Origin of the sequence: Agrococcus jejuensis (genome assembly GCF_007679035.1) — a bacterium.
GTDB classification, from domain to species: Bacteria; Actinomycetota; Actinomycetes; order Actinomycetales; family Microbacteriaceae; genus Agrococcus; species Agrococcus jejuensis_A.
The window spans coordinates 217,221-236,934 of the sequence record NZ_VEFR01000002.1; the positions used below are offsets into that span (position 1 = coordinate 217,221).

Consider the following 19,714-nt stretch of genomic DNA (forward strand, 5'->3'; position numbering starts at 1 on the left):
CGGGCATGCCCACCTTCACCACGACCCTGCTTCGCCAGGGCAACAACGTCGGCATCGAGGTGCCCGAGGACGTCGTGCTCGGCTTCGGCGTCGGCAAGCGCGTGCCGGTGACGGTCACGCTGGGCGGCTTCGTCTACCCGTCGACCATCGCCGTCATGGGCGGCCGGTACCTCATCCCTGTGTCGGCCCGGATCCGCGAGGATGCGGGCGTCGCCGGTGGCGAGGAGCACGAAGTGACGCTCGAGCTCGACACGTCGAGCCGCGACACCCCCGTGCCCGACGACCTCGCCGCGGCCCTCGACGCCGCGGGCGTGCGCGCCGCGTTCGACGCGCAGTCGCCGTCGCGCCGCAAGGAGCACGTGCGGCAGGTGGAGTCGGCGAAGGCCGAGGACACGCGCGCTCGCCGCGTCGCCAAGGTCGTGGAGTCGCTGGCATGAGCGCCGCCGCATCCGCGACGCATCCGATCGACGCCGATGCCGTGCTCTGGCGCGACGGCGCCGACGGCCGCCCCGGCAGCGACCTGCTCGTCGTCATGCACGGCATCGGCAGCCACGAGGGCGACCTGTTCGCGCTCGCGCCGTTCCTGCCGGACCGCCTCACGATCGCCGCGCTGCGCGCCCCGCTGCAGTACGGCCCGGGCTTCGCCTGGTACGCCGCCGGCAGCCAGATGTCGACGGACTCGGCGCTCATCGACGCCTCCGCCCGCGGCGTGCTCGCCTGGCTCGACGGGCTCGACGACGAGTTCCGCTCGGTGAGCCTCCTGGGCTTCTCGCAGGGCGGCGCCATGACGCTGCAGCTGCTGCGGCATGCACCCGAGCGGTTCGCGGCCGTCGTGCAGCTGTCGGGCTTCTCGTTCGCCGGCACCGCACCGGGCGACGCCGCGCTCGCCGAGGCCGAGCCGCGCGTGCCCGCGTTCCAGGCCTACGGATCCGCCGACGAGATGATCGCCCGCGAGGCGACGGCCCGCACGATCGCGTGGATGCAGGCGCACACCGACGTCGAGGTGCACGAGTACGCGATGGGGCACTCGATCGTGCAGGACGAGCTGCAGGACGTCGTGGCGTTCCTGGATCGGGTGCTGCCGGGCTGACGGGGGCCCGCCCCCATCGCTCGGGGTCTCGCGCACAGCTGGTCGAGGAGGCCGCGAGCGCAGCGAGCAGCCGTCACGAGACCCGAGTCACGACCGGGACCCCAGGGACCGGGAGCGATGGCGGGTCTCGTGACGCGTGCCGCCTTCGGCGACGCGCTCCTCGACCAGCTGGTGGTGCGCCCTACCGCGAGGAGCGGGCCGAGCGGCCTCGCGTGATCGCGACGAGCGCCTGCACGTCGTCGCCGTCGCGCTCGTGCCGCCAGACGAGCGCGATCGTCGTCGGCGGCAGGTCGTCGACGGGCAGGGATGCGACGTCGCGGCGCTGATGCAGGCGGGCGAGCGACTGAGGCATGATCGCGATGCCCGCACACGACGCGACGACCTCGACGAGCTCGGACCACGTCATGGTGCCGCGCTCGATCGTCGACTCTCCGACGAGGTCGGCCGCCACGACCGAGTCGAGCTCGGCCGCCGCGTGCTCCTGGGGCACGACGACGAATGCGCGCTCGTCGTAGAGCCGCACGACGTGCAGGCCGTCGTCGTCGATCGGCAGGCGCACGATCGCGGCATCCGCCTCGCCGGCGCGCAGCGCATCGAGCTGCTGCTCCCCCGTCACGAGCTCGTGCTCGAGACGCTGCGGCATGCGATCGATCCACGCGCGGATCCACTTCGCGGGCGTTGCGCCCTCGACGTAGGTGAGCCGGAACGGCTCGAGCGGCACGGGCGCGGGTGCGGGCGTCGCCTCGGGCGCGCGGCGCGCGGGCTTCGCGGGCGTGCCGCGCCTCGCGGCGGCGCCGCCCGTGCCCTGGGCGCGCTTGCCCGTCGGCCGCCCGGGTCGGGCGGGCCGCGGCGCGCGCCCCTTGGGGCTCACCAGGCGCGCTCCAGCACGACCGACTGCTTCGCGGTCGTGAAGCCGAGGCGCTCGTAGAGGCCGACGGCGCCGGTGGGCGACTCGGAGTCGACGTCGAGCACGGCGCGCTCGAGCCCCGCATCGCGTGCCGCCTCGAGCGTGCGCGTGAGCAGGCGGGGCGCGATGCCCCGGCCGCGGTGGTCGCGCACGACGCCCACGAGGGCGACGTACACCGACGAGTAGCCGGCGACCGCGGCGTCGTCGGGGTCGTGCTCGGCGAGGCAGAAGCCGACGATGCGGTCGCCCTCGACGGCGACGGCCGACAGGTCGGGGCGCAGCACGTCGCGCCCGGTGAAGCGGCCCCAGCGCTCGACCGTCGTCGGCTGCGAGCCCCAGTGGTCGCGGAAGGCGTCGTTGCGGGCGATGCGGCCGGCCTCGAACAGGTCGGGGGTGAACGGCACGATCGTGAGGCCGCCGTCGTCGAGCGGCTCGATCGGCTGCGACAGGTCGCGGTGCAGGTCGGTGAAGTAGCGGACGATCGCGTACCCGGTGCCCGTCATGAACGGCACGGCCGACGTCTCGGACCCGGCCCACGAGTGGATCTGCGCCGGCAGCTCGGAGTCGCCGTGCGCGCGCAGGCGCTCGGCCGCGCGCCGCTCCTCCCACGCGAGCAGCGCCGCGCCGATGCCCTGGCGCCGCGCCTCGGGCACGACCGTGCCGCCGAGGAACACGCGGCGCACGTCGGTCTGCCCGTCCGGCAGCATCGCCGACCCGATCGCCACGATCGCGCCGTCGCGCTCGCCCACCACGAGGTCGCGCGCGACGTCGACGTGGCTCGCCTCGAAGTCGTCGACGATCTCCTGCAGCGGCACCTGGAACTCGGGGTGGTCGACGCGGCCGGAGAGGTTGTAGGCGGCGTGCATCGCGGGCGCATCCGCGACGGTCGGGCGTCGCCATGCGACGCCCGCGACCGAGTCCGGCAGCCCGGGCTCGCCGAGGTCGGGGACGCGTGCGGAGATCGGGGCCGTGCTCATGGCATCGAGCCTACGGGCGCGCACCCACCAGACTGGCCGCATGGCCACGCGCATGCTGCTGCTGTCGGACACGCACCTGCCCAGCCGCGCGAAGGCGCTGCAGGAGCAGGTGTGGGCGCTCGTGGATGCCGCCGACGTCGTCGTGCACGCCGGCGACTGGATCGACGTCGCGACCCTCGACGCCCTCGAGGCGCGCGCTGCGCGCCTCGTCGGCGTCGCCGGCAACAACGACGGCCCCGAGCTGTGGCGGCGACTCGGGGAGGTCGCTCGCGTCGAGGTGGAGGGCGTGCGGTTCGCGGCGATCCACGAGACGGGCGCCTCCGCGGGTCGCGAGCGCCGCGCCGACGAGCGCTTCGGCCCCGCCTCCGACGACCCGGCGGATGTGCTCGTGTTCGGTCACTCGCACATCCCCTGGGACTCCACGACCCCCTCCGGGCTGCGGCTGCTGAACCCTGGCTCCCCCACCGATCGCCGCAGGCAGCCGGTCGGCACCGTCATGACGCTCACGGTCGACGGCGGCGCGCTGCGCGACGTCGAGCTCGTGGAGACGCCGCGGGAGCGGTAGGTGCGAATCCCCTGGCAATCGGGTGTCATGGCGGGTCCACCTGCCTAGCGTGGACGGATGGATCCCGCATTCCCCACCCCGACGCCGCCGTCCGTGCCGACGTCGCCCCTCGACGGCATGGGCGCGTGGTTCCCCGTCCTCTTCCTCGTCGTCGGTGCCGTCGTGCTCGTCGGCTTCGTCGTCGTGGTCGTCGGCGTCGTGCGTCGCGGTCGACGCATGCGCGAGCTCGGCCACGACCCGATGACGATCGACGCCGACATCGCCGACCGCATGGCGACGGGTCGGCTGACGACGCCGGACCCGTCGAGCGAGGCCGACGGCGCGGCTGCGTCCACGGCGGATGCGACCGTCGAGGAGCGTCTCGCGCACGTCGACGACCTGCACGCGCGCGGCGTCATCGACGATGCCGAGCACGCCGCGACGAGGGCGCGCATCCTCGGAGACGCGTGACCCGCACGCCGCCGCGTGCCGTGGAGGCATGCTGCACCTGCCGCTGACCGCCCTGACCTTCTCGGGCCTGCCCGGCTGGGCACGCATCGCCATCGCCGTCGTGGTCGTCGCCGCGGCTCTCGTCGGCGTCGTGAGCATGATCGCCGCGATGCGCCGCAACCGCGAGCTGCAGGACGGCGCTCCCCCGCTGCCGCCGCGCCCGTGGTCGCAGCCGTCGGCGCAGACGCCGCTGCCCGGTCCGCCCTCGCCCGCGGCACCCGACGATGCGCCCCTCAAGCAGCGGCTCGCCGAGATCGACGACGCCTTCGCCGCCGGCCGCATCGACGCCTCCGAGCGCGAGCGCGCCCGTCGGGCGCTGCTGGGCGACGACCCCGACGGGGTGCGCTGACCCTCGAGGCTGACGCGACGTGATGCTGGGCGAGCGCTCGCGCGCACATCGCACTCCAACGCCTGCTCAGCATCGCTCGGTGCGGCGGTGGCGGCCACGCCCGCCGTCGCGAGAGAGTGGACGCATGACCGACCTGGACGACGCATTCGTGGAGGCGGTCGCCCAGACCGCGCTCCAGATCGACCACCGCGGCACCGACGTGCTGCTGCGAGCCCCCGAGGCCGAGGCCACCTACGAGGCGGCCGCGAGCGGCGACGACGACGAGGCCTCGTCGTTCACGCTCGACGGCGGCCGCGCGGACGCCGCGCTCGAGGTGCTCGTCGGCGGCGAGGTCGTGGGCATGATCGTGCCGGTCGACGACGGCTACGGCGTGCTCGTGGTGCCCGAGGACGGCGAGGAGCCCTCCGACGCGATCGACACCCTCGAGGACGCGCTCGACGAGCTCGGCGTCTGACCCGCACCGACCCCGGACATGACGGAAGCCCCGACCATCTGGTCGGGGCTTCTCGCTGGCGGTGACGGTGGGATTTGAACCCACGGTGGAGGGTTACTCCACACAACTTTTCGAGAGTTGCACCTTCGGCCGCTCGGACACGTCACCGCCGTCGAGGATACACACGTCGAGGCCCCGCTCCCAAAACGAGGCGGCGCGGCCCGTCAGCGCTCGGCCAGGATCCGCACGCGCGCGTGGTCGACGAGGACGCGCGTGGGATCGGTGTCGGGGTCGTCGAGCGTCGCCCCGTCGGGCTCCCAGCCGTACCGCGAGTACGCCTGCTCGGCCGGCACGTTGCCCTCGAGCACCCACAGGTAGGCGCGCTCGAACCCGGCTGCCGTCAGCCGCGCCTCGACCTCGGCGACCATCGCACGGCCGATGCCCGAGCGCGTCGCGCGCGGGTCGACGTAGCATCCGGCGAGCTCGCCCCATCCCTCCCGCTCCGGCAGGCGTGCGGGACCGAACGTCGCCCAGCCCATGACCTCGCCGTCGCGCTCGGCGACGACCATGGCGTGGCGCACGTCGCCGTCGGTGCCCTCGCCCGCGAGCGAGCGCTCGAGCCACCGGGTCCAGCCCGCCGTGCGATCGGCGACGTCGAGCGCGTCGAGCACCGGCCGGTGGATGAGGCCCGCATAGGCGTGCTGCCATGCGGTGACGTGGATGCGTGCGACGGCCGCGGCGTCGGCGGTCGTCGCGTCGCGGATCGCGATCGTCACGGCGCCTCCCCCAGCTCTCGGACGCGGCGGTGCTCGAGCAGCGGCACCAGCACGCCCCCGTAGCCGAAGCGCTCGTCGATCCACGTGTGGCCGTCCTCGCGCCAGCCGTGCCGCTCGTAGAAGTCCGCGGCCCGATCGTTGCCGTCGAGCACGTACAGGCACGCACGCTCGAAGCCCGCGTCGCGCAGACGCTGCTCGGCCTCGTGGACGAGCGCGCGGCCGACGCCCGACGACCACGTGGCCGCGAGCGCGTAGATGGCGAAGAGCTGGCCGAAGCCCGGCAGGTCGTCCTGGTCGGTGGGGCCGACGCTCGCCCAGCCCACGACGTCGCCGTCGCGCTCTGCGACGAGGTCGACGACCTTCGGGTCGCGATGCCGCTGGGCCCACGTCTCGGCGCGGCGCACGGCGTTGCGGTCGACGTCCATGCGTCGCAGCAGCGCCTCGGGCATGAGGTCGGCGTACGCGGCGCGCCACGTCTCGACCTGCACGATCGCGATGGCGCGGGCGTCGTCGACGGTCGCGGTGCGCACGGTGACGGGGAGCGGAGCAGCCATCCGTCGACGCTAGCCGCCGAGCGCTGGACGTGCTCGGTGCGCGCGACGAGTGCCGCACCGGTCGACGCTCACGCCAGCGGCACGACGCGGTGCCACTCGAACCCGTGCCAGCCGGCGGCGTCGACGACGCAGAACCGGTTGCCCTCGGGGTCCTGCATGATGACGTAGTCCGCGTCGTCGGGCCGTCGATCCCAGGGCACGACGCTGGCGCCGAGGCCCTGGAGCCTGGCGACCTCGGCCTCCTGATCCTCGGCGTAGAGGTCGAGGTGGATGCGGGGAGGCAGCGCCCGCTCGCTGGGCACCGCGTCGAGCGAGACGTTCGGGCCGGCCCCCGAGCGCGAGTGCAGCAGCGCGAAGTCGTCGCCGACGGGCTCGCGAGCGACGTAGTCGAGCGCTGCGGTCCAGAAGACGAGCTGCCCGGGCAGGTCGCTCACCCGGATCACGATCGAGCCGACGACGAGCATGCGGCCACCCTACGCTCGGCCGGTCGGGTGCCGTGGGCGGCGGCGGGTACCGTCGGGAGCATGGCCAAGACCGACGCGCGCTTCCGCTGCTCCGAGTGCGGCTGGCAGACCGCGAAGTGGGTCGGCCGCTGCGGCGAGTGCCAGCAGTGGGGCACGGTCGAGGAGGTCGGCGCCCGCGCTGCCGAGCGCGTGCGGGCGGCGAGCATCCCCGCCTCGCGCGTCGCCCGCCCCATCACCGAGATCGACGTGTCGGATGCCCCGCGCTGGGCGACCGGCATCGGCGAGTTCGACCGCGTGCTCGGCGGTGGCATCGTGCCCGGCGCCGCGGTGCTGTGCTCGGGCGAGCCCGGCGTCGGCAAGTCGACGCTGCTGCTCGAGGTCGCGAGCCGCGCCGCCCAGTCGGGGCGCACGGTGCTCTACGCGAGCGCCGAGGAGTCGGTGGCGCAGGTGCGACTGCGCGCGGAGCGCACGGGTGCCCTGCACGATCGGCTCTTCCTCATCGCCGAGACCGACCTCGCGCAGATCATGGGCCAGATCGCCGCCGTCGAGCCCGACCTCGTGATCGTCGACTCCGTGCAGACCGTCGCGAACGCCGACAACGACGCCATCGCAGGTGGCCCGAGCCAGGTGCGCGACGTCGCGAACGCGCTCACGCGCCTCGCCAAGACCACCGGCATCCCCGTGCTGCTCGTCGGCCACGTCACGAAGGACGGCACGATCGCCGGCCCGCGCGTGCTCGAGCACCTCGTCGACGTCGTGACGCACTTCGACGGCGACCGGCAGACGGCGCTGCGGTTCGTGCGCGCGACGAAGAACCGCTTCGGCCCGACCGACGAGATCGGCTGCTTCGAGATGACCGGCGAGGGCATCGCCGAGGTGCCCGACCCCTCCGGCCTCTTCCTCTCGCGTCAGACGGCTCCCGACTCGGGCTCGTGCGTGACGGTCGCGCTCGAGGGTCGCCGTGCGATCCCCGTCGAGATCCAGGCGCTCACCGTCACCTCCACCGCGCCGAACCCGCGCCGCGTCGTGAACGGCGTCGACTCGTCGCGCGTCGCGATGCTCCTCGCCGTGCTCGAGAAGCGCGTCGGCCTCAAGCTCGGCGAGCGCGACGTCTACGTGTCGACCGTCGGAGGCATGCGACTGCACGAGCCGGGCGTCGACCTGGCGATCGCCCTCGCCATCGTGTCGTCGGTGCGCGACGTGCCGCTGCCGGCGCGCCTCGTCGCCGTGGGCGAGCTGTCGCTCGCCGGCGAGATCCGCCCCGCCTCCGCATCGTCGAAGCGCGTGGCCGAGGCGCGCCGCCTCGGCTACGAGCACGTGCTCGACGACTCCGCCGTGCATCTGCGCGGCGCCGTCGAGACGATCACGCTGCTGTCGGATGCGCTGCGGCAGCCCGCCGGGGTGCGCGAGTTCTGACGCGCGGCGCGGGCGCCGAGGCGCCCGTTCGCGTTTCGCAGGCGATCCCGGCCTCCAAGGGAGCATTCCCCTCGGCTCGCCGAATCGCCTGCGAAACGCATCCACGGCCATCCGAGTCCGTGCGCTTCGCAGGCGATCCCGGGTCTGGAGGGAAGATTCCCCTCGAGAGGCGGAATCGCCTGCGAAACGCAACCGCGCCGCACGAGAGTGGGCCACGGCGCCCGCGCGATGGGAGATCGCTGCGGGGCCGTGGCCCGGTGCCCGAGGAGCCGACCCGCTCCTCGAGACGACTCAATCCTGCACGCCGCGGGCTGTGACCTCCGTGTCGATCATGCCGGTGGCGGTGCCGGCGTCGAGCGTCTGCCCTCGGAAGAACCCCGGCTCGCGGATGCGCTGCACCACCATGACGATCGCGCCGAGCACGAGCACGACGACGCCGAGCACGAACACGAGCCCGAGGCCGCCGATCGACGAGCCCGAGCCGTAGTCGGGATCCATCGAGTCGATGAGCGTCGTCACGAACAGGACGCCCAGCACGACGCCGCCGACGAGCGGGAACACGAGCTGGAAGCAGACGTTGCGCAGCGACGCGAACCAGGTGGTGCGGAAGTACCAGACCGTCGCGAACGCCGTGAGGCCGTAGTAGAAGCAGATCATCATGCCGAGGGCGGTGATGGTGTCCCACAGCACGTTCTCGCTCACGAAGCGCATGACGGCGTAGAACGCCGAGGCGACGATGGCAGCGACGAGCGTCGCGAATCCGGGCGTCTTGAAGCGCGACACCTCGGCGAACCGCGACGGCAGCGCGCCGTAGTGGCCCATCGCGAGCAGGGTGCGCGCGGGCGACACGAACGTCGACTGCAGCGACGCCGCCGACGACGACAGCACCGCGAGCGAGACGAACGCCGCGAGCGGGCCGAGGATGGGGCCAGCGAGCGCGAAGAAGACGTTGTCCTGGATGTCGGGGTTGCCGAGGCCGAACTCGCCCTCGCCCGTGCCCGCGAACGCGAGGAGCCCCATCGTCAGCAGCAGGTAGAGCGCGACGATGATGACGACGGTGATGGTCGCGGCGCGGCCCGGGGTCCTCTCGGGGTCCTTCGTCTCCTCGTTCATCGTCAGGGTGACGTCCCAGCCCCAGAAGATGAAGATCGACAGCGACAGCCCGGCGACGAGCGCCGAGACCGAGTCGACGGCGAACGGGTCGAACCACGACAGCGACACGGGCGTCGCGTCGAAGGCGGTGCCGTTGGCGACGTGCACCAGGGCCGCGATGGCGAAGACGACGAGCACGAGCACCTGGAAGCCCACGAGCACGTACTGCACGCGCTGCGTCGTCTGCATGTCGCGGTACGCGATGAAGGTCGCGCCGGCCATGAACGCGAGGCACGTGATGACGTTGACGAGCGGGTTCGTCGCGAGCGCCGCGACGTCGGACGCACCCGTGACCTGCGCGATGAGCAGGTACAGGAAGTCGACGGCGATGCCGGCGAGGTTCGACAGCACGAGGATCGTCGCGGCGATGAGCCCCCAGCCGGCCATCCACCCCACGTAGGGCCCGAAGGCGCGCGTCGCCCACGTGAACGACGTGCCGGAGTCGGGGATGACCGAGTTGAGCTCGCGGTAGCCGAACGCGACGAGCAGCATCGGGATGAAGCCGAGCAGGATGATCGCGGGCGCCTGCGAGCCGACCGCCGACACCGTGGGCCCGAGCGCCGCCGTGAGCGTGTACGCGGGGGCGATGCACGAGATGCCGATGACGACCGCGCCGATGAGGCCGACCGAGCCCTTGGCGAGGCCCTTCTGGGCGACCTTCTGCGCCGCGATCTGCCCGCTCACGAGCCGACGCCCGCCGAGCTCGAGGCGAGGGCTGCTGCGACGTCGGCCGCTGCGGCCCAGCCGGAGCGGATGCCGCCGTCGACGTGCTGGAAGCCGAGGCCGGCGAAGTCGGAGCATGCCCAGTGGATGGGGCCGACGGGCGTGCGCTGATCGGCGCCGTAGCGGCTCAGGCCGCCGAGGTCGTACGAGGCGCCGTACGCGCCGCGGGTCCACTCCTCGGTGCCCCAGTCGGACTCGTAGTAGACGACGGGGTTCGCGGCCTCGGGGCCGTAGTACTCGGCGAGGTCAGCGAGGATGCGCGCCTTGCGCTCCTCGGCCGGCAGCGCGAAGACGCCGTCGGCGTGCTCATCGGAGACGAAGCCGACGAGGGTGCCGCGGGCATCCTCGTGGTTCGTGTTGTCGTACGCCTCGTGCACGAGGCGGTACGGGCTGAAGGCGGTGCCCGACAGGCCGTCGGCGCGCCAGAACGGCGTCTCGTAGACGGCGTGGACCTTGATGACGAGGCCGAGCGACAGATGCTGGTGCAGCTGGTGCTGGCGGCGCGGCAGCGGCGGCTGGTAGTCGATGCGGCCGAAGAGGTTCGGCGGCATGGCCACGATGGCGCGGCGGGCGCGCACGACGACGCGGTCCGACGTCACGACGACGCCGGCGTCGGAGTGCTCGAGGCGGCGCACGGGGGTGCCGGTGCGCACGCGGTCGCCGAGGTTCGCGGCGAGGGTGAGCGGCACCATCTGCAGGCCGCCGACGACGCGCTTGTCGAGGATGAACTCCGAGTCGACGAGGTTCGAGAACGAGCCCGCGGATGCGGCCATGAGCACGGCCTGCAGTGCCGAGAAGGCGTGGGCGGGCTTCGTGAGCATCGCCTCGCCGATGAAGAGGGAGATGTGGCGGCGAGCGACCGCGTCGTCGGACTGCTGCGCGAGCCACTCCGAGAACGAGACGGTGTCGAGCTCGCGCGCCCTCGGGTGCGCCCAGGGGGCGTCGGCGCCGATCTCGGCGACGAGCTCGTCGAGCAGCACCGTGAGGCGCTCCATCTCGGCGACGGTGCCCGCGGGCACGGGCAGCTGCTCGCCGGTGAAGCGGATGCGCTCGCCCGACTCGTCGACGTAGACGGAGTCGCCGTCGCGGTATCGCGAGAAGGTCTCGAGCCCGAGCGTCTCGAGCGTCTCGAGCAGCGCGTCCTGGTCGGGCGACACCCACTGGCCGCCGAGCTCGAGCATCGCGCCGTCGATCGTGTCGGTCCAGAGGCGACCGCCGACGCGGTCGCGGGCCTCGAGCACGACGACCTCGTGCCCCGCCTCGACGAGCCTCGTGGCGGCGGAGAGCCCGGCGACGCCGGCTCCGATCACGACGACGTCGGCCTCGACGGTCTCGACCTGCTGCGGATCGCTCATCCGAGATGCTCCTTCACGATGGATGTCGTGGCAGCATACGCCCGATACCGACGGATTCGGTAGTCCCAGGCATGGGCGACCACCGAATCCGTATCCACGGCGGTCGCAGATGGCGACTCGAGCGTGGAGCGATTCGACCGAGGAGGCCGCAGGATGAGCATCGACGTCGGCGCGCTGCTCGGCTCCCTCATCGCCCGTCGACGGGCTGCTCGAGCGGCTGCAGCCCGACCCTCGCCCGCGAGACCACGGGCCTCGGCCACGGCCGCAGGGGCCGTCGCCGCTGCGCTAGAGCGGGCGAACGGTGCGGTCCGGCTCCGCGACGATCGTCACGACCGCGGGCTGCGCCTCCTCGGCGCCCGCCTCGACGACGACGAGCTCCTCGCCGCGACGCAGTCGCGCGAGGGTGAGCGCCGCGAGCAACGTGGACGAGCCGATGAGCGACACGATGCAGATGAGCGCGCCGCGCCACGCGTCGATCTGGGCGGGAGCACCTGCGGGCGCGGCGACGGCCACGACGACGGCGACGGTCGCGATGACGAGCAGCACGACGCTCGTCACGAGGGTCATGACCCAGGCCACCCCGAGGAACGTCTTCTCCATGGGACGAGACTGCCGAACGAGCGCGATCCGCGCGCAGCGTTGACAGATCGTCACCATTCGTGCTGCGGGCGCCTCGAGCGGCCCTGCGCGTGCGCCGACGACGCGACCTAGTAGAGGATGACCTGCTGCTCCGACGCGCTCGCGACGCCCGAGACCGTGATCGACAGGTGGTAGCTCGCGCCGCCGCCGACGACCTGCTCGCGGGGCGAGGCGCACGTCTCGGGCGACGAGGCCGTGCGGTCCCACGTGACCGGCAGCGTGCGCTGCGGCACGCCCGGCGCGAGCTCGACGATCTGGTCGACCTCGTCGACCGGGCAGTCGTCGGAGCGGTAGACGACCTGGTCGCCCGTGCGCACCTGGTACGACTGCTGCGTCGTGCCGACGTTGAGCCTGCAGGGGTCGGCCGACACGTTCTGGATCTGGAACGACATCTGCACCTGCTGCCCCGTCGCGTACGTCACGGCATCCGTGATCGGCGTGATGAGCAGCTGCTCGGGCGTGCACGCGGCCGAGCCGTCGCCCTCCTCGGGGATGCCGCCGATCGGCGTGTACTGCTGCGACGCCGACGGGCTGGGGCTCGGCGTCGGCGAGGCCGAGGGCGACGCGGAGGGCGGCGTGGATGCGCTCGGCGCGGGATCGGCGGAGGCCTCGCCCGTCGCATCCCACGGACGCCACATGAGCGCGATGACCACGAGGGCCGCGACGGCCAGCAGCGCCAGCATCGCGAGCGTGCGACGTCGACGTGCGACGGCCTGCCGCCGCCTGCGCTCCCGATCCGTCGTCACCAGCCAAGGGTAGGCGGCGACCGGCTTCTAGAGCCGCTTCACCATGCGGGTGTTGCCGAGCGTGTTCTGCTTCACGTGCGCCAGGTCGAGGAACTCGGCGATGCCGTCGTCGTTCGAGCGCAGCAGCTGCTGGAACACGTCGGGCGGCACGATCTCCTCCGCGATCGCCTGGAAGCCGTGGCGGCCGAAGAAGTCGGTCTCGAAGGTGAGGCAGAACAGGCGCGACAGGCCCAGGTCTGCGGCGCGCGTCTGCAGGGCCTCGAGGATGACGTGGCCGACGCCCTTGCCGTGCACGTCGTCGGTGACGGCGATCGTGCGGATCTCGCCGAGGTCCTCCCACATGACGTGCAGCGCACCGCAGCCGACGACGCGGCCGTCGACCTCGGCGACCACGAACTCCTGCACCGCCTCGAAGAGCGTCACGAGCTCCTTGCCGAGCAGGATGCGTCGCTGCACGTACGGCTCGATGAGGTCGCGCATGGCGCGGACGTCGCCCGTGCGGGCCTGGCGGACGGCGACTGCGGACATGCCATCAACGCTAGCCCCGGTGGGATGCGGTGCTGGACACGGGCGCCGGCTGGTCGAGGAGGCCCCGCCCTTCGTGACGTGCCCGCGCGACGCGACCATGTGCACGGCGCGGCGGGAGCGGCGATCGCGTGGTCTCGTGACGCGGGCTCGCCGATGGGCTCGCGCACTCCTCGACCAGCCGGGACGACAGCGTCCTCGACGATGGCGCGAGCGGAGCACACCCGGCTGCTAGCGTCGCCGCATGCGCGTCGTCGACCGGGTGGGGGCCGCCCTCACCGCCGTGCTCGTCGCATCCGACACGCCCCCGCCGCCGTCGACGCTCGTCGGCATCGTCGGCGAGGCCATCGGCGCCGATCGCTGCGAGCTGCGCCTCGGCACGAAGGCGCTCAGCTGGAGCGCGCACGACGCCCCCGCGCACGCCGAGGAGGCGACGCTCGTGCTCGGCACGAGTCCCGACGTCGTCGCGACCGTCGCGCCGGCGCACGTCATGCCGTCGCCGGAGGCGTGGCAGCCGCTGCTGCTGCTGCTCACGCCCTACGCGGCCGAGGACGCCACGTGGCACGCGCGTCGTCGCCAGCAGGAGGCCGTGGGCCGCATCGACGACGTGCGGTGGCGCGCATCCGCCGACATGGAGCACGAGCGCAGGAGGCTCGAGCGCGACCTGCATGACGGCGCCCAGCACCACCTCGTCGCGTTGCGCATGGCGCTCGCGCTCGCCGACCACCGCCGCGACCAGCCCGACGCCGAGGCGCGCATCGTGGCGCTCGGCGCGCAGCTCGATGCCGCCGAGGAGCTGCTCATCTCGACGGCACGCGGCGTGCTGCCGAAGTCGCTCGCGACCACGGGCCTGCGCGGCGCCCTGCGCGCGCTCGAGGCGACCGACGTCGTCGTGCGGGCCGACATCCCCAGGCTCATGCCGGCCGTCGAGTCGGCGCTGTACTACCTGGCGCTCGAGGCGGTGAGCAACGCGCACAAGCACGCGCCCGGCGCGACGATCGTCGTCGAGGCGCGACTCGACGCCGAACGGGCGCTCGTCGAGGTGCGCGACGACGGGCCGGGCTTCGTCGTCGGCGACGACGTGGGCGGCCTGTCGTACCTCGCGGATCGGATCGAGGCGATCGACGGCACCCTCGAGGTGCGCTCGGCGCCCGGCGAGGGCACGACCGTCACCGCGTCCGTGCCGTACTGAGCCTCAGCGCACGAGCAGGCCGACGGCGCTGCGCTCGAGCACCTCGACGGCTCTGCGGCCGGCGCTGCCGAGGCCCGGCCGGGCGCCGACGCGCTGCCAGTGCTCGACGGCCTCGAGGGCTGCGGCGTGCACGCGCTCCTGCGGAGCGTCGGGCGGCAGCCCCAGGCGCGTGCGCGGCTCGCCACCGTCGGCGCCCGCGAGCCGGGCGGCGGACGCGTCGACGATCGCCGGCGCCTCGCCGCGCGCGAGCTCGTCGAGCAGCACGTCCTCGACGAGCTCGTGCGCACCCGCTCGCACCTCGTCGATCTGCCATCGCAGGTCGGCGTCGCCGTCGTCGGCGGCGTGCTCGGCGAGCCGCTCGAGCACGCGGCGGGCGGCGAGCACGGGCGCCCGCGCCGCGAGCGCCGCGACCGCCTCCGCGGGTGCGACGCCGTCGCGGAACAGCAGCTGGCCGGGCCGGAGGCGCTGCGCGAAGCCGGGTCGGGGCGCGAGGGCGCACACCACGGCGTCGACGGCGCCCCAGCGGCCGTCGGGCACGCGGATCTCGTCGGCGAGCGCCACGTCGGGCGCCGCATCGCACAGCACCGCCTGCACGCCCGGCATGGGCGCAGGCAGCGGCCCCTGCACGACGAGCAGCACGATCGGCGCGACGAGCTCGTCGCGGCACGTCTCGCGCTCGTCGTCGGGCAGCCTCGCGACCTCGACGAGCGTCGCGACCCTGCCGTGCACGGGGCGCGCCGCGATCTGCCGGTTGCCGATCGGCAGCGACGTCACCTCGCTGCGGTCGGGCATCGTCACGGTCACCTCGACGGCGGCGCCGCCGTCGAGCACCCGCGCGACGAGCTCGCCGCCGAGCGACGCGATGCGCTCGGCGTCGGCGACGAGGGTGCGCGCGACGGCTGGCCCGTCGACGGGCGTCGCGCTCGCGACCGTCGCGACGAGCGCGGCCCCGTGGTGCAGCGCGACCGTGGCGGAGGCGCCGGCGCGCGCGAGCGCCGTGAGCGTGCCCGCGACCGCGTGGTAGAAGCCCGACTCGATGTCCCAGCCGGCGCGGCGCCCCAGGTCGCCGACGACGTCGACGGGCACGGGCAACGCGGCGGCGAGCTCGCGCAGCGTCTCCTCGACGCCGCGATCGGGCAGCATCGCGGGGAACACCCCGCGCACGGCGTCGCGGAGATCGGCGATGAGCCGATCGGCGAACGCGTGGATCGCCGGCCACTCGAGCGCATCCACGGGCTGCGCGAGCATCTCGCGCAGCCCGGCGAGGTCGTGCACCGTCGCCGTCGTGATGGTCTCGACGAGGCGGATGCGCTCGCCCTCGCGCACCCGCGCGGCGCGCACCTGCGCGCGCTCGGCATCCGTCTCGCGCTGCAGCGCGTCGCGGCGCGCGCGCTCGAGCGTGCGCATGCTGCGCGCGGCGCGCACGGTGGCACCGAGCCAGGCGCACGTCTCGTCGAGCAGGCGTCGGCGCCGCGCGGGCCCGAGATCGGGCGCGGGCCGGATCTCGAGCACGCCCACGCCCGGAACCGGATGCCGCGCGGGCTCGGCGTGCGACTGCGCCGCCCCCTCCTCCATCCACGCGGCGATCTGCTGGTGGTGGCCGTCGGCGAAGCGGCGCAGCAGCCGCAGCTGCGGTGCCGCTCCCCCGCGCACCGCGAGGCCGCGTGCGAGGTTCTCGAGCAGCGCGTGCGGCAGCGCCTCGCGCGGGGTCGTCGCCAGCACCTCGACGACGTCGCGCGCGACTGCCTGCGCCGTCATCGGCCCGAGCCGTCGACCTTCTGCGCCTGCAGGTAGCTGAGCACGGCGAGCACCCTGCGATGGTGCATCGTCGCGTCGTCGGGGATGCCGAGCTTCACGAACAGCGACGCGACGTGCTTCTCGACGGCCTTCACCGACACGAAGAGCTCCTCGGCGATCGAACGATTCGCACGCCCCTCGGCCATGAGGCGCAGCACGTCGAGCTCGCGTTCGCCGAGCGCTCCGATCACGCCGTCGCGGTGCTCGCCGATCTCGACGAGCCGCGACGCGAGCACGGGTTCGATGACGATCTCGCGCGCGAGGATGCGCTCGAGGGTGTCGTTGAGCATCTGCACGCTCGCGATGCGCTCCTTCAGTCGGTAGCCGATGCCCTCGGTGCCGATCGACAGCATCGTGCGCAGGTAGTGCGACTCGGCGTAGTGCGACAGCAGCAGCAGGCCGACCTGCGGATGCTGGGCGCGGATCCGCGCGGCCGTCGAGAGCCCGCCCTCCTCGCCCGGCGGCATGCGGATGTCGAGCACGGCGATGTCGACGTCGTGCTCGGCGAGCGTCGCGAGCAGCTGGTCGCCGTCGTCGAGCGCCGCGACGACCTCGTGGCCGGCGGCGTCGAGCAGCATGACGAGGCCCTCGCGGAAGAGCGTGCCGTCGTCGGCGATCGCGACCCGCATCGCACCCGCCTTCCTCCACAGCCCTCGCATGCCCGCGGCCGCGGGCCCGAAGGTCAGCCTATGGGGGCCTCCGGCCGCGAGCGCGACCACATCGCGTCACATCGGTCGTCTATCGTCTGCTCCGTGGGACCCATGCGATATTCGATCGGCGTAGACCTCGGCACGACCTCGCTCGCGGTCGCGATCGGCGACGACCTGGGCACGCGCGCCGCACAGCTGTCGCCGGTGCTCGTGGAGCCGTCGGTCGCCCTCTGCGCCGCCGACGGCACGATCCTCACCGGCCAGGCCGCGCTCGACGCCGCCGCCGACGACCCGACGAGGCTCGTGCGCGGCTTCAAGCGGCGCCTCGGCGACCCGACGCCGATCATCGTCGGCGGCGTGGGCTTCGCCCCGGAGGCGCTCATGGCGGCGCAGCTGCGCGACGTCGTCGCGCGCATCACGGAGCTGCAGGGCGAGGCGCCCGCGCACGTCGTGCTCACGTGCCCGGCGGCATGGGGCCCGTACCGCCGCGAGCAGTTCGCGCAGATCGCCGAGCTCTCCGGCGTCGCGGTCGACGAGATCGTCACGGAGCCCGTCGCGACCGCGACGTCGGTGTCGCGCGATCGCCCGCTCGACGACGGCGCGATCGTCGCCGTCTTCGACCTCGGCGGCCGCACCTTCGACGCGACGGTGCTGCGGATGGGCGCCGATGGCCTCGAGGTGCTCGGCACCCCCGAGGGCGTGGAGCACCTCGGCGGCGACGACTTCGACGACGCCATCCGCGGCCTGCTCGACCAGCGCGTCGGCGGGCGCATCTCGGCCCTCGACGCCGCGAAGCCCGACGAGGCCGCGACGCTCGCGGCGATCGACGAGGCCTGCACGCTCGCGAAGGAGGCGCTGTCGGTGCGGGAGGAGACGGTGGTGCGTCTGCCGTTCGACGACGCCGACCACCCCATCACGATCATGCGCGCCGACCTCGAGCGCAGCATCCGCCCCGCCGTCGGCCTCGCGGTCGCCGCCCTGCTGCGCACGATCCACTCGGCCGGCATCGATGCCGACGCCGTCTCGACCGTCATCCTCGCCGGGGGCTCGTCGCGCATCCCGCTCGTCGCCGAGGAGGTCGCGAGCATCGGCAGGCCCGTCGCCGCGACGCACCACCCCAAGTTCACCGTGGCGCTCGGCGCGGCAGAGCGGGCTCGCGCGATCGCCGCCTCGGCGCTCGCCATCGACGGCGATGCCGCCGCCGCTTCCGTCGCCACGCCGGTCATCGCATCGCCCGCCCCCGTGCCCGGCTCGGCGCCGACGGCCCCGCGCGGGCCTCGACGGCTGCGCATCCCCCGCGGGTACGCGCTCGTCGCCGGTGCCGCGGTCGCCGCGCTCGTCGCCGGAGCGATCGTCGTGGGCGCCATGCTCGGTCGCGACGGCGACCCCGACACGGCGGCGCCCGACGCCAACGTCCAGTCCGAGTCGAGCACCGAGCCGAGCGTGCCGCCCACCGTCACCGCCACGGCCGCGCCCGTGCCCGCGAGCGCGCAGGACGAGGCGGAGGCGACCGTCGCATCGCCCGTGTTCACGGGCGGCAGCTCGACCACGGGGCTCGACCTGTTCGTGCAGTCGGCCGACCCCTCGGGCGTCTGGGGGCTCACGCCCTTCGTCGACGGCGAGGCGATCAGGCCGAACCTCACGCTCACGCAGTCCGACGGCGGCCTGCGGGCACTGTGGACGAGCGGCGGCCCGGCGCAGTTCTACGCGCAGACCCTCGGCGACCCGCTCGACCTCGGCGAGATCGCCGACGACGACGGCGCGCTCGTGTTCGACGTCACGCTCAACGCGGGCACGGCCGACCACCTCGAGATCGCGACGCACTGCGGCTACCCGTGCGGCGGCTCCGTCGACGTGACGAGCGTCATCGCGAACGTCGCTCAGGGCGAGACGACCCACGTCATCATCCCCGTCGAGTGCTTCACGGCATCCGGCCTGCTCCCCGAGTCCGTCGACACCCCCTTCCTCGCCCTCGGCTCGGGCGACGTCGACATGACGTTCCGCGAGATCCGCTGGGAGAACCTGGCGGGCGCCGACCCGACGGCGGTGCGCTGCGGGCCATGACGGCGAGGTAGGGACACCCCTACCCGCGGCGTCGGGATGACAGCCCGAGCGGGGGGATGAGCCCAGAGACACCGCCTTCGCGCGGTCGGACGATCGAGAGAGACGTCGACCGACGGGAAGGACGCGCTCATGGCCATCGCCGCAGCACCGACCAGGACCAGCACCCAGGACACCAGGGCGTTCGACGCGCTGGTCGCCGAGCACCGACCGGGGCTCGTGCGCTACGCGACGCGACTCATGGGCGGCGACGTCGCCGCGGCGGAGGACGTCGCGCAGGAGACCCTGCTGCGCGCATGGCGCCACCTCGACCGTCTCACCGAGCAGCAGGGATCCGTGCGCGGCTGGCTCACGCGCGTCGCCCACAACGTCGCCATGGACCAGCACCGCGCCCGTCGCTCCCGCCCCACGGAGATCGCCTGGACCCAGTTCGACGAGGAGCGCGCAGCGTCGCTCGACGACCCGGCGCGCGAGGTCGAGGACCGCGTGCTCGTGACCGAGCTGCTCGCGCACGTCTCGCCCATCCACCGCTCGACCCTCGCCGAGGTGTACCTCTCCGACCAGACGGCCGCCGCCGCCGCCGCGCGGCTCGGCGTGCCGGTGGGCACCGTGAAGAGCCGCGTGTTCCACGCCCTGCGCACGATGCGGACGCAGGGCGGCGCGGCGCTGGCCGCCTGACGCCTGCTCGCTCGAGACGGATGCCCGCCAGGCTCGGCCTGGCGGGCATCGTCGCGGTCGTCGCCGGTGGGCTCGCTTCGAGGCTCGCTGCGGGCGGTCCTCGGGTCCGGCCCGGGAGACGCTCCCTGAGGTGCGAGCCTCGAAGGGTCCCACCGAGGACCTCGGATGGATCCGCT

The 19,714-nt window shown here is 73.7% G+C and carries 22 protein-coding genes and 1 tRNA gene; 10 read left to right on the forward strand and 13 right to left on the reverse strand.

Annotated features, from left to right (window positions below):
• The first annotated feature begins 5 nt into the window (after nucleotides 1-5).
• Both FS793_RS07990 and FS793_RS07995 read left to right on the forward strand, forming a co-directional pair.
• Entirely contained in the window at nucleotides 6-437 is a 432-nt protein-coding gene (locus FS793_RS07990; protein WP_144719981.1) for a YdeI/OmpD-associated family protein, read from the forward strand.
• Nucleotides 434-1,090: an alpha/beta hydrolase gene (locus tag FS793_RS07995; RefSeq protein ID WP_144719982.1), complete on the forward strand. Its 657-nt coding sequence runs from the start codon at nucleotides 434-436 to the stop codon at nucleotides 1,088-1,090. The genes FS793_RS07990 and FS793_RS07995 overlap by 4 nt, the downstream gene beginning before the upstream one ends.
• Nucleotides 1,091-1,271: 181 nt before the next feature.
• Here FS793_RS07995 and FS793_RS08000 read toward each other — a convergent pair whose 3' ends face one another.
• On the reverse strand, nucleotides 1,272-1,961 hold the full coding sequence (locus FS793_RS08000; RefSeq protein ID WP_222123717.1) for a LysR family transcriptional regulator substrate-binding protein: 690 nt from the start codon (nucleotides 1,959-1,961) through the stop codon (nucleotides 1,272-1,274).
• On the reverse strand, nucleotides 1,958-2,974 hold the full coding sequence (locus FS793_RS08005; RefSeq protein ID WP_186329392.1) for a GNAT family N-acetyltransferase: 1,017 nt from the start codon (nucleotides 2,972-2,974) through the stop codon (nucleotides 1,958-1,960). Before FS793_RS08005 ends, FS793_RS08000 begins: the two co-directional genes overlap by 4 nt.
• A 40-nt stretch (nucleotides 2,975-3,014) precedes the next feature.
• Between FS793_RS08005 and FS793_RS08010 the strand changes: the two genes are divergently transcribed.
• The 4 genes from FS793_RS08010 to FS793_RS08025 all read left to right on the forward strand — a co-directional run bounded on the left by FS793_RS08010 (nucleotide 3,015) and on the right by FS793_RS08025 (nucleotide 4,831).
• Nucleotides 3,015-3,539: a metallophosphoesterase family protein gene (locus FS793_RS08010; protein WP_144719984.1), complete on the forward strand. Its 525-nt coding sequence runs from the start codon at nucleotides 3,015-3,017 to the stop codon at nucleotides 3,537-3,539.
• A gap of 57 nt (nucleotides 3,540-3,596) precedes the next feature.
• Nucleotides 3,597-3,989, forward strand: a complete 393-nt coding sequence (locus tag FS793_RS08015) for an SHOCT domain-containing protein (RefSeq protein WP_144719985.1) — start codon at nucleotides 3,597-3,599, stop codon at nucleotides 3,987-3,989.
• A 28-nt stretch (nucleotides 3,990-4,017) separates the two neighbouring features.
• Nucleotides 4,018-4,377: a hypothetical protein gene (locus tag FS793_RS08020; protein WP_144719986.1), complete on the forward strand. Its 360-nt coding sequence runs from the start codon at nucleotides 4,018-4,020 to the stop codon at nucleotides 4,375-4,377.
• Between the two features lie 124 nt (nucleotides 4,378-4,501).
• The gene (locus FS793_RS08025) at nucleotides 4,502-4,831 is read left to right on the forward strand and encodes a hypothetical protein (protein ID WP_144719987.1); all 330 of its coding nucleotides are present in this window, start codon (nucleotides 4,502-4,504) and stop codon (nucleotides 4,829-4,831) included.
• A gap of 56 nt (nucleotides 4,832-4,887) precedes the next feature.
• On the opposite strand, the gene FS793_RS08030 is transcribed toward FS793_RS08025, so the two are convergent.
• The 4 genes from FS793_RS08030 to FS793_RS08045 all read right to left on the reverse strand — a co-directional run bounded on the left by FS793_RS08030 (nucleotide 4,888) and on the right by FS793_RS08045 (nucleotide 6,604).
• Nucleotides 4,888-4,978: transfer RNA gene (locus tag FS793_RS08030), tRNA-Ser, on the reverse strand.
• Nucleotides 4,979-5,034: 56 nt separating this feature from the next.
• Complete coding sequence (locus FS793_RS08035; protein ID WP_144719988.1) at nucleotides 5,035-5,586, reverse strand: GNAT family N-acetyltransferase; 552 nt, start codon at nucleotides 5,584-5,586, stop codon at nucleotides 5,035-5,037.
• Nucleotides 5,583-6,140, reverse strand: a complete 558-nt coding sequence (locus FS793_RS08040; protein ID WP_144719989.1) for a GNAT family N-acetyltransferase — start codon at nucleotides 6,138-6,140, stop codon at nucleotides 5,583-5,585. Before FS793_RS08040 ends, FS793_RS08035 begins: the two co-directional genes overlap by 4 nt.
• A gap of 68 nt (nucleotides 6,141-6,208) precedes the next feature.
• On the reverse strand, nucleotides 6,209-6,604 hold the full coding sequence (locus tag FS793_RS08045) for a VOC family protein (RefSeq protein WP_144719990.1): 396 nt from the start codon (nucleotides 6,602-6,604) through the stop codon (nucleotides 6,209-6,211).
• Nucleotides 6,605-6,664: 60 nt separating this feature from the next.
• On the opposite strand from FS793_RS08045, the gene radA reads away from it, so the two are divergent.
• Nucleotides 6,665-8,020, forward strand: a complete 1,356-nt coding sequence (gene radA / locus FS793_RS08050) for a DNA repair protein RadA (protein WP_144719991.1) — start codon at nucleotides 6,665-6,667, stop codon at nucleotides 8,018-8,020.
• 291 nt (nucleotides 8,021-8,311) lie between these two features.
• Here the strand turns inward: radA and FS793_RS08055 are convergent, their stop codons facing one another.
• The 5 genes from FS793_RS08055 to FS793_RS08080 form a co-directional block, all read right to left on the reverse strand.
• Nucleotides 8,312-9,856 carry an APC family permease gene (locus tag FS793_RS08055; RefSeq protein ID WP_186329451.1) on the reverse strand — a complete coding sequence of 515 codons (1,545 nt, stop codon included), beginning with the start codon at nucleotides 9,854-9,856 and terminating at the stop codon, nucleotides 8,312-8,314.
• On the reverse strand, nucleotides 9,853-11,250 hold the full coding sequence (locus FS793_RS08060) for a flavin monoamine oxidase family protein (RefSeq protein WP_144719993.1): 1,398 nt from the start codon (nucleotides 11,248-11,250) through the stop codon (nucleotides 9,853-9,855). The genes FS793_RS08055 and FS793_RS08060 overlap by 4 nt, the downstream gene beginning before the upstream one ends.
• A 285-nt stretch (nucleotides 11,251-11,535) precedes the next feature.
• Complete coding sequence (locus tag FS793_RS08065; RefSeq protein ID WP_144719994.1) at nucleotides 11,536-11,850, reverse strand: hypothetical protein; 315 nt, start codon at nucleotides 11,848-11,850, stop codon at nucleotides 11,536-11,538.
• A gap of 107 nt (nucleotides 11,851-11,957) precedes the next feature.
• Nucleotides 11,958-12,635, reverse strand: a complete 678-nt coding sequence (locus FS793_RS16175; RefSeq protein ID WP_186329393.1) for a hypothetical protein — start codon at nucleotides 12,633-12,635, stop codon at nucleotides 11,958-11,960.
• Between the two features lie 27 nt (nucleotides 12,636-12,662).
• Nucleotides 12,663-13,163, reverse strand: a complete 501-nt coding sequence (locus FS793_RS08080; protein WP_144719997.1) for an amino-acid N-acetyltransferase — start codon at nucleotides 13,161-13,163, stop codon at nucleotides 12,663-12,665.
• A 241-nt stretch (nucleotides 13,164-13,404) separates the two neighbouring features.
• Here FS793_RS08080 and FS793_RS08085 point away from each other — a divergent pair, with 241 nt between their 5' ends.
• Nucleotides 13,405-14,352 (forward strand): sensor histidine kinase, encoded by a 948-nt coding sequence (locus FS793_RS08085; protein WP_144719998.1) that lies wholly within the window; start codon nucleotides 13,405-13,407, stop codon nucleotides 14,350-14,352.
• A gap of 3 nt (nucleotides 14,353-14,355) precedes the next feature.
• On the opposite strand, the gene FS793_RS08090 is transcribed toward FS793_RS08085, so the two are convergent.
• Together FS793_RS08090 and FS793_RS08095 are read right to left on the reverse strand one after the other, a co-directional pair.
• Nucleotides 14,356-16,110 carry a hypothetical protein gene (locus tag FS793_RS08090; protein ID WP_144719999.1) on the reverse strand — a complete coding sequence of 585 codons (1,755 nt, stop codon included), beginning with the start codon at nucleotides 16,108-16,110 and terminating at the stop codon, nucleotides 14,356-14,358.
• Nucleotides 16,107-16,778: a response regulator transcription factor gene (locus FS793_RS08095; RefSeq protein ID WP_144720000.1), complete on the reverse strand. Its 672-nt coding sequence runs from the start codon at nucleotides 16,776-16,778 to the stop codon at nucleotides 16,107-16,109. The genes FS793_RS08090 and FS793_RS08095 overlap by 4 nt, the downstream gene beginning before the upstream one ends.
• 132 nt (nucleotides 16,779-16,910) lie before the next feature.
• Here FS793_RS08095 and FS793_RS08100 point away from each other — a divergent pair, with 132 nt between their 5' ends.
• A complete protein-coding gene (locus FS793_RS08100; protein WP_260980117.1) occupies nucleotides 16,911-18,863 on the forward strand; it encodes an Hsp70 family protein in 1,953 nt (650 codons plus the stop codon).
• A gap of 129 nt (nucleotides 18,864-18,992) precedes the next feature.
• Nucleotides 18,993-19,538 (forward strand): sigma-70 family RNA polymerase sigma factor, encoded by a 546-nt coding sequence (locus FS793_RS08105; protein WP_144720002.1) that lies wholly within the window; start codon nucleotides 18,993-18,995, stop codon nucleotides 19,536-19,538.
• Nucleotides 19,539-19,714 lie beyond the last annotated feature (176 nt).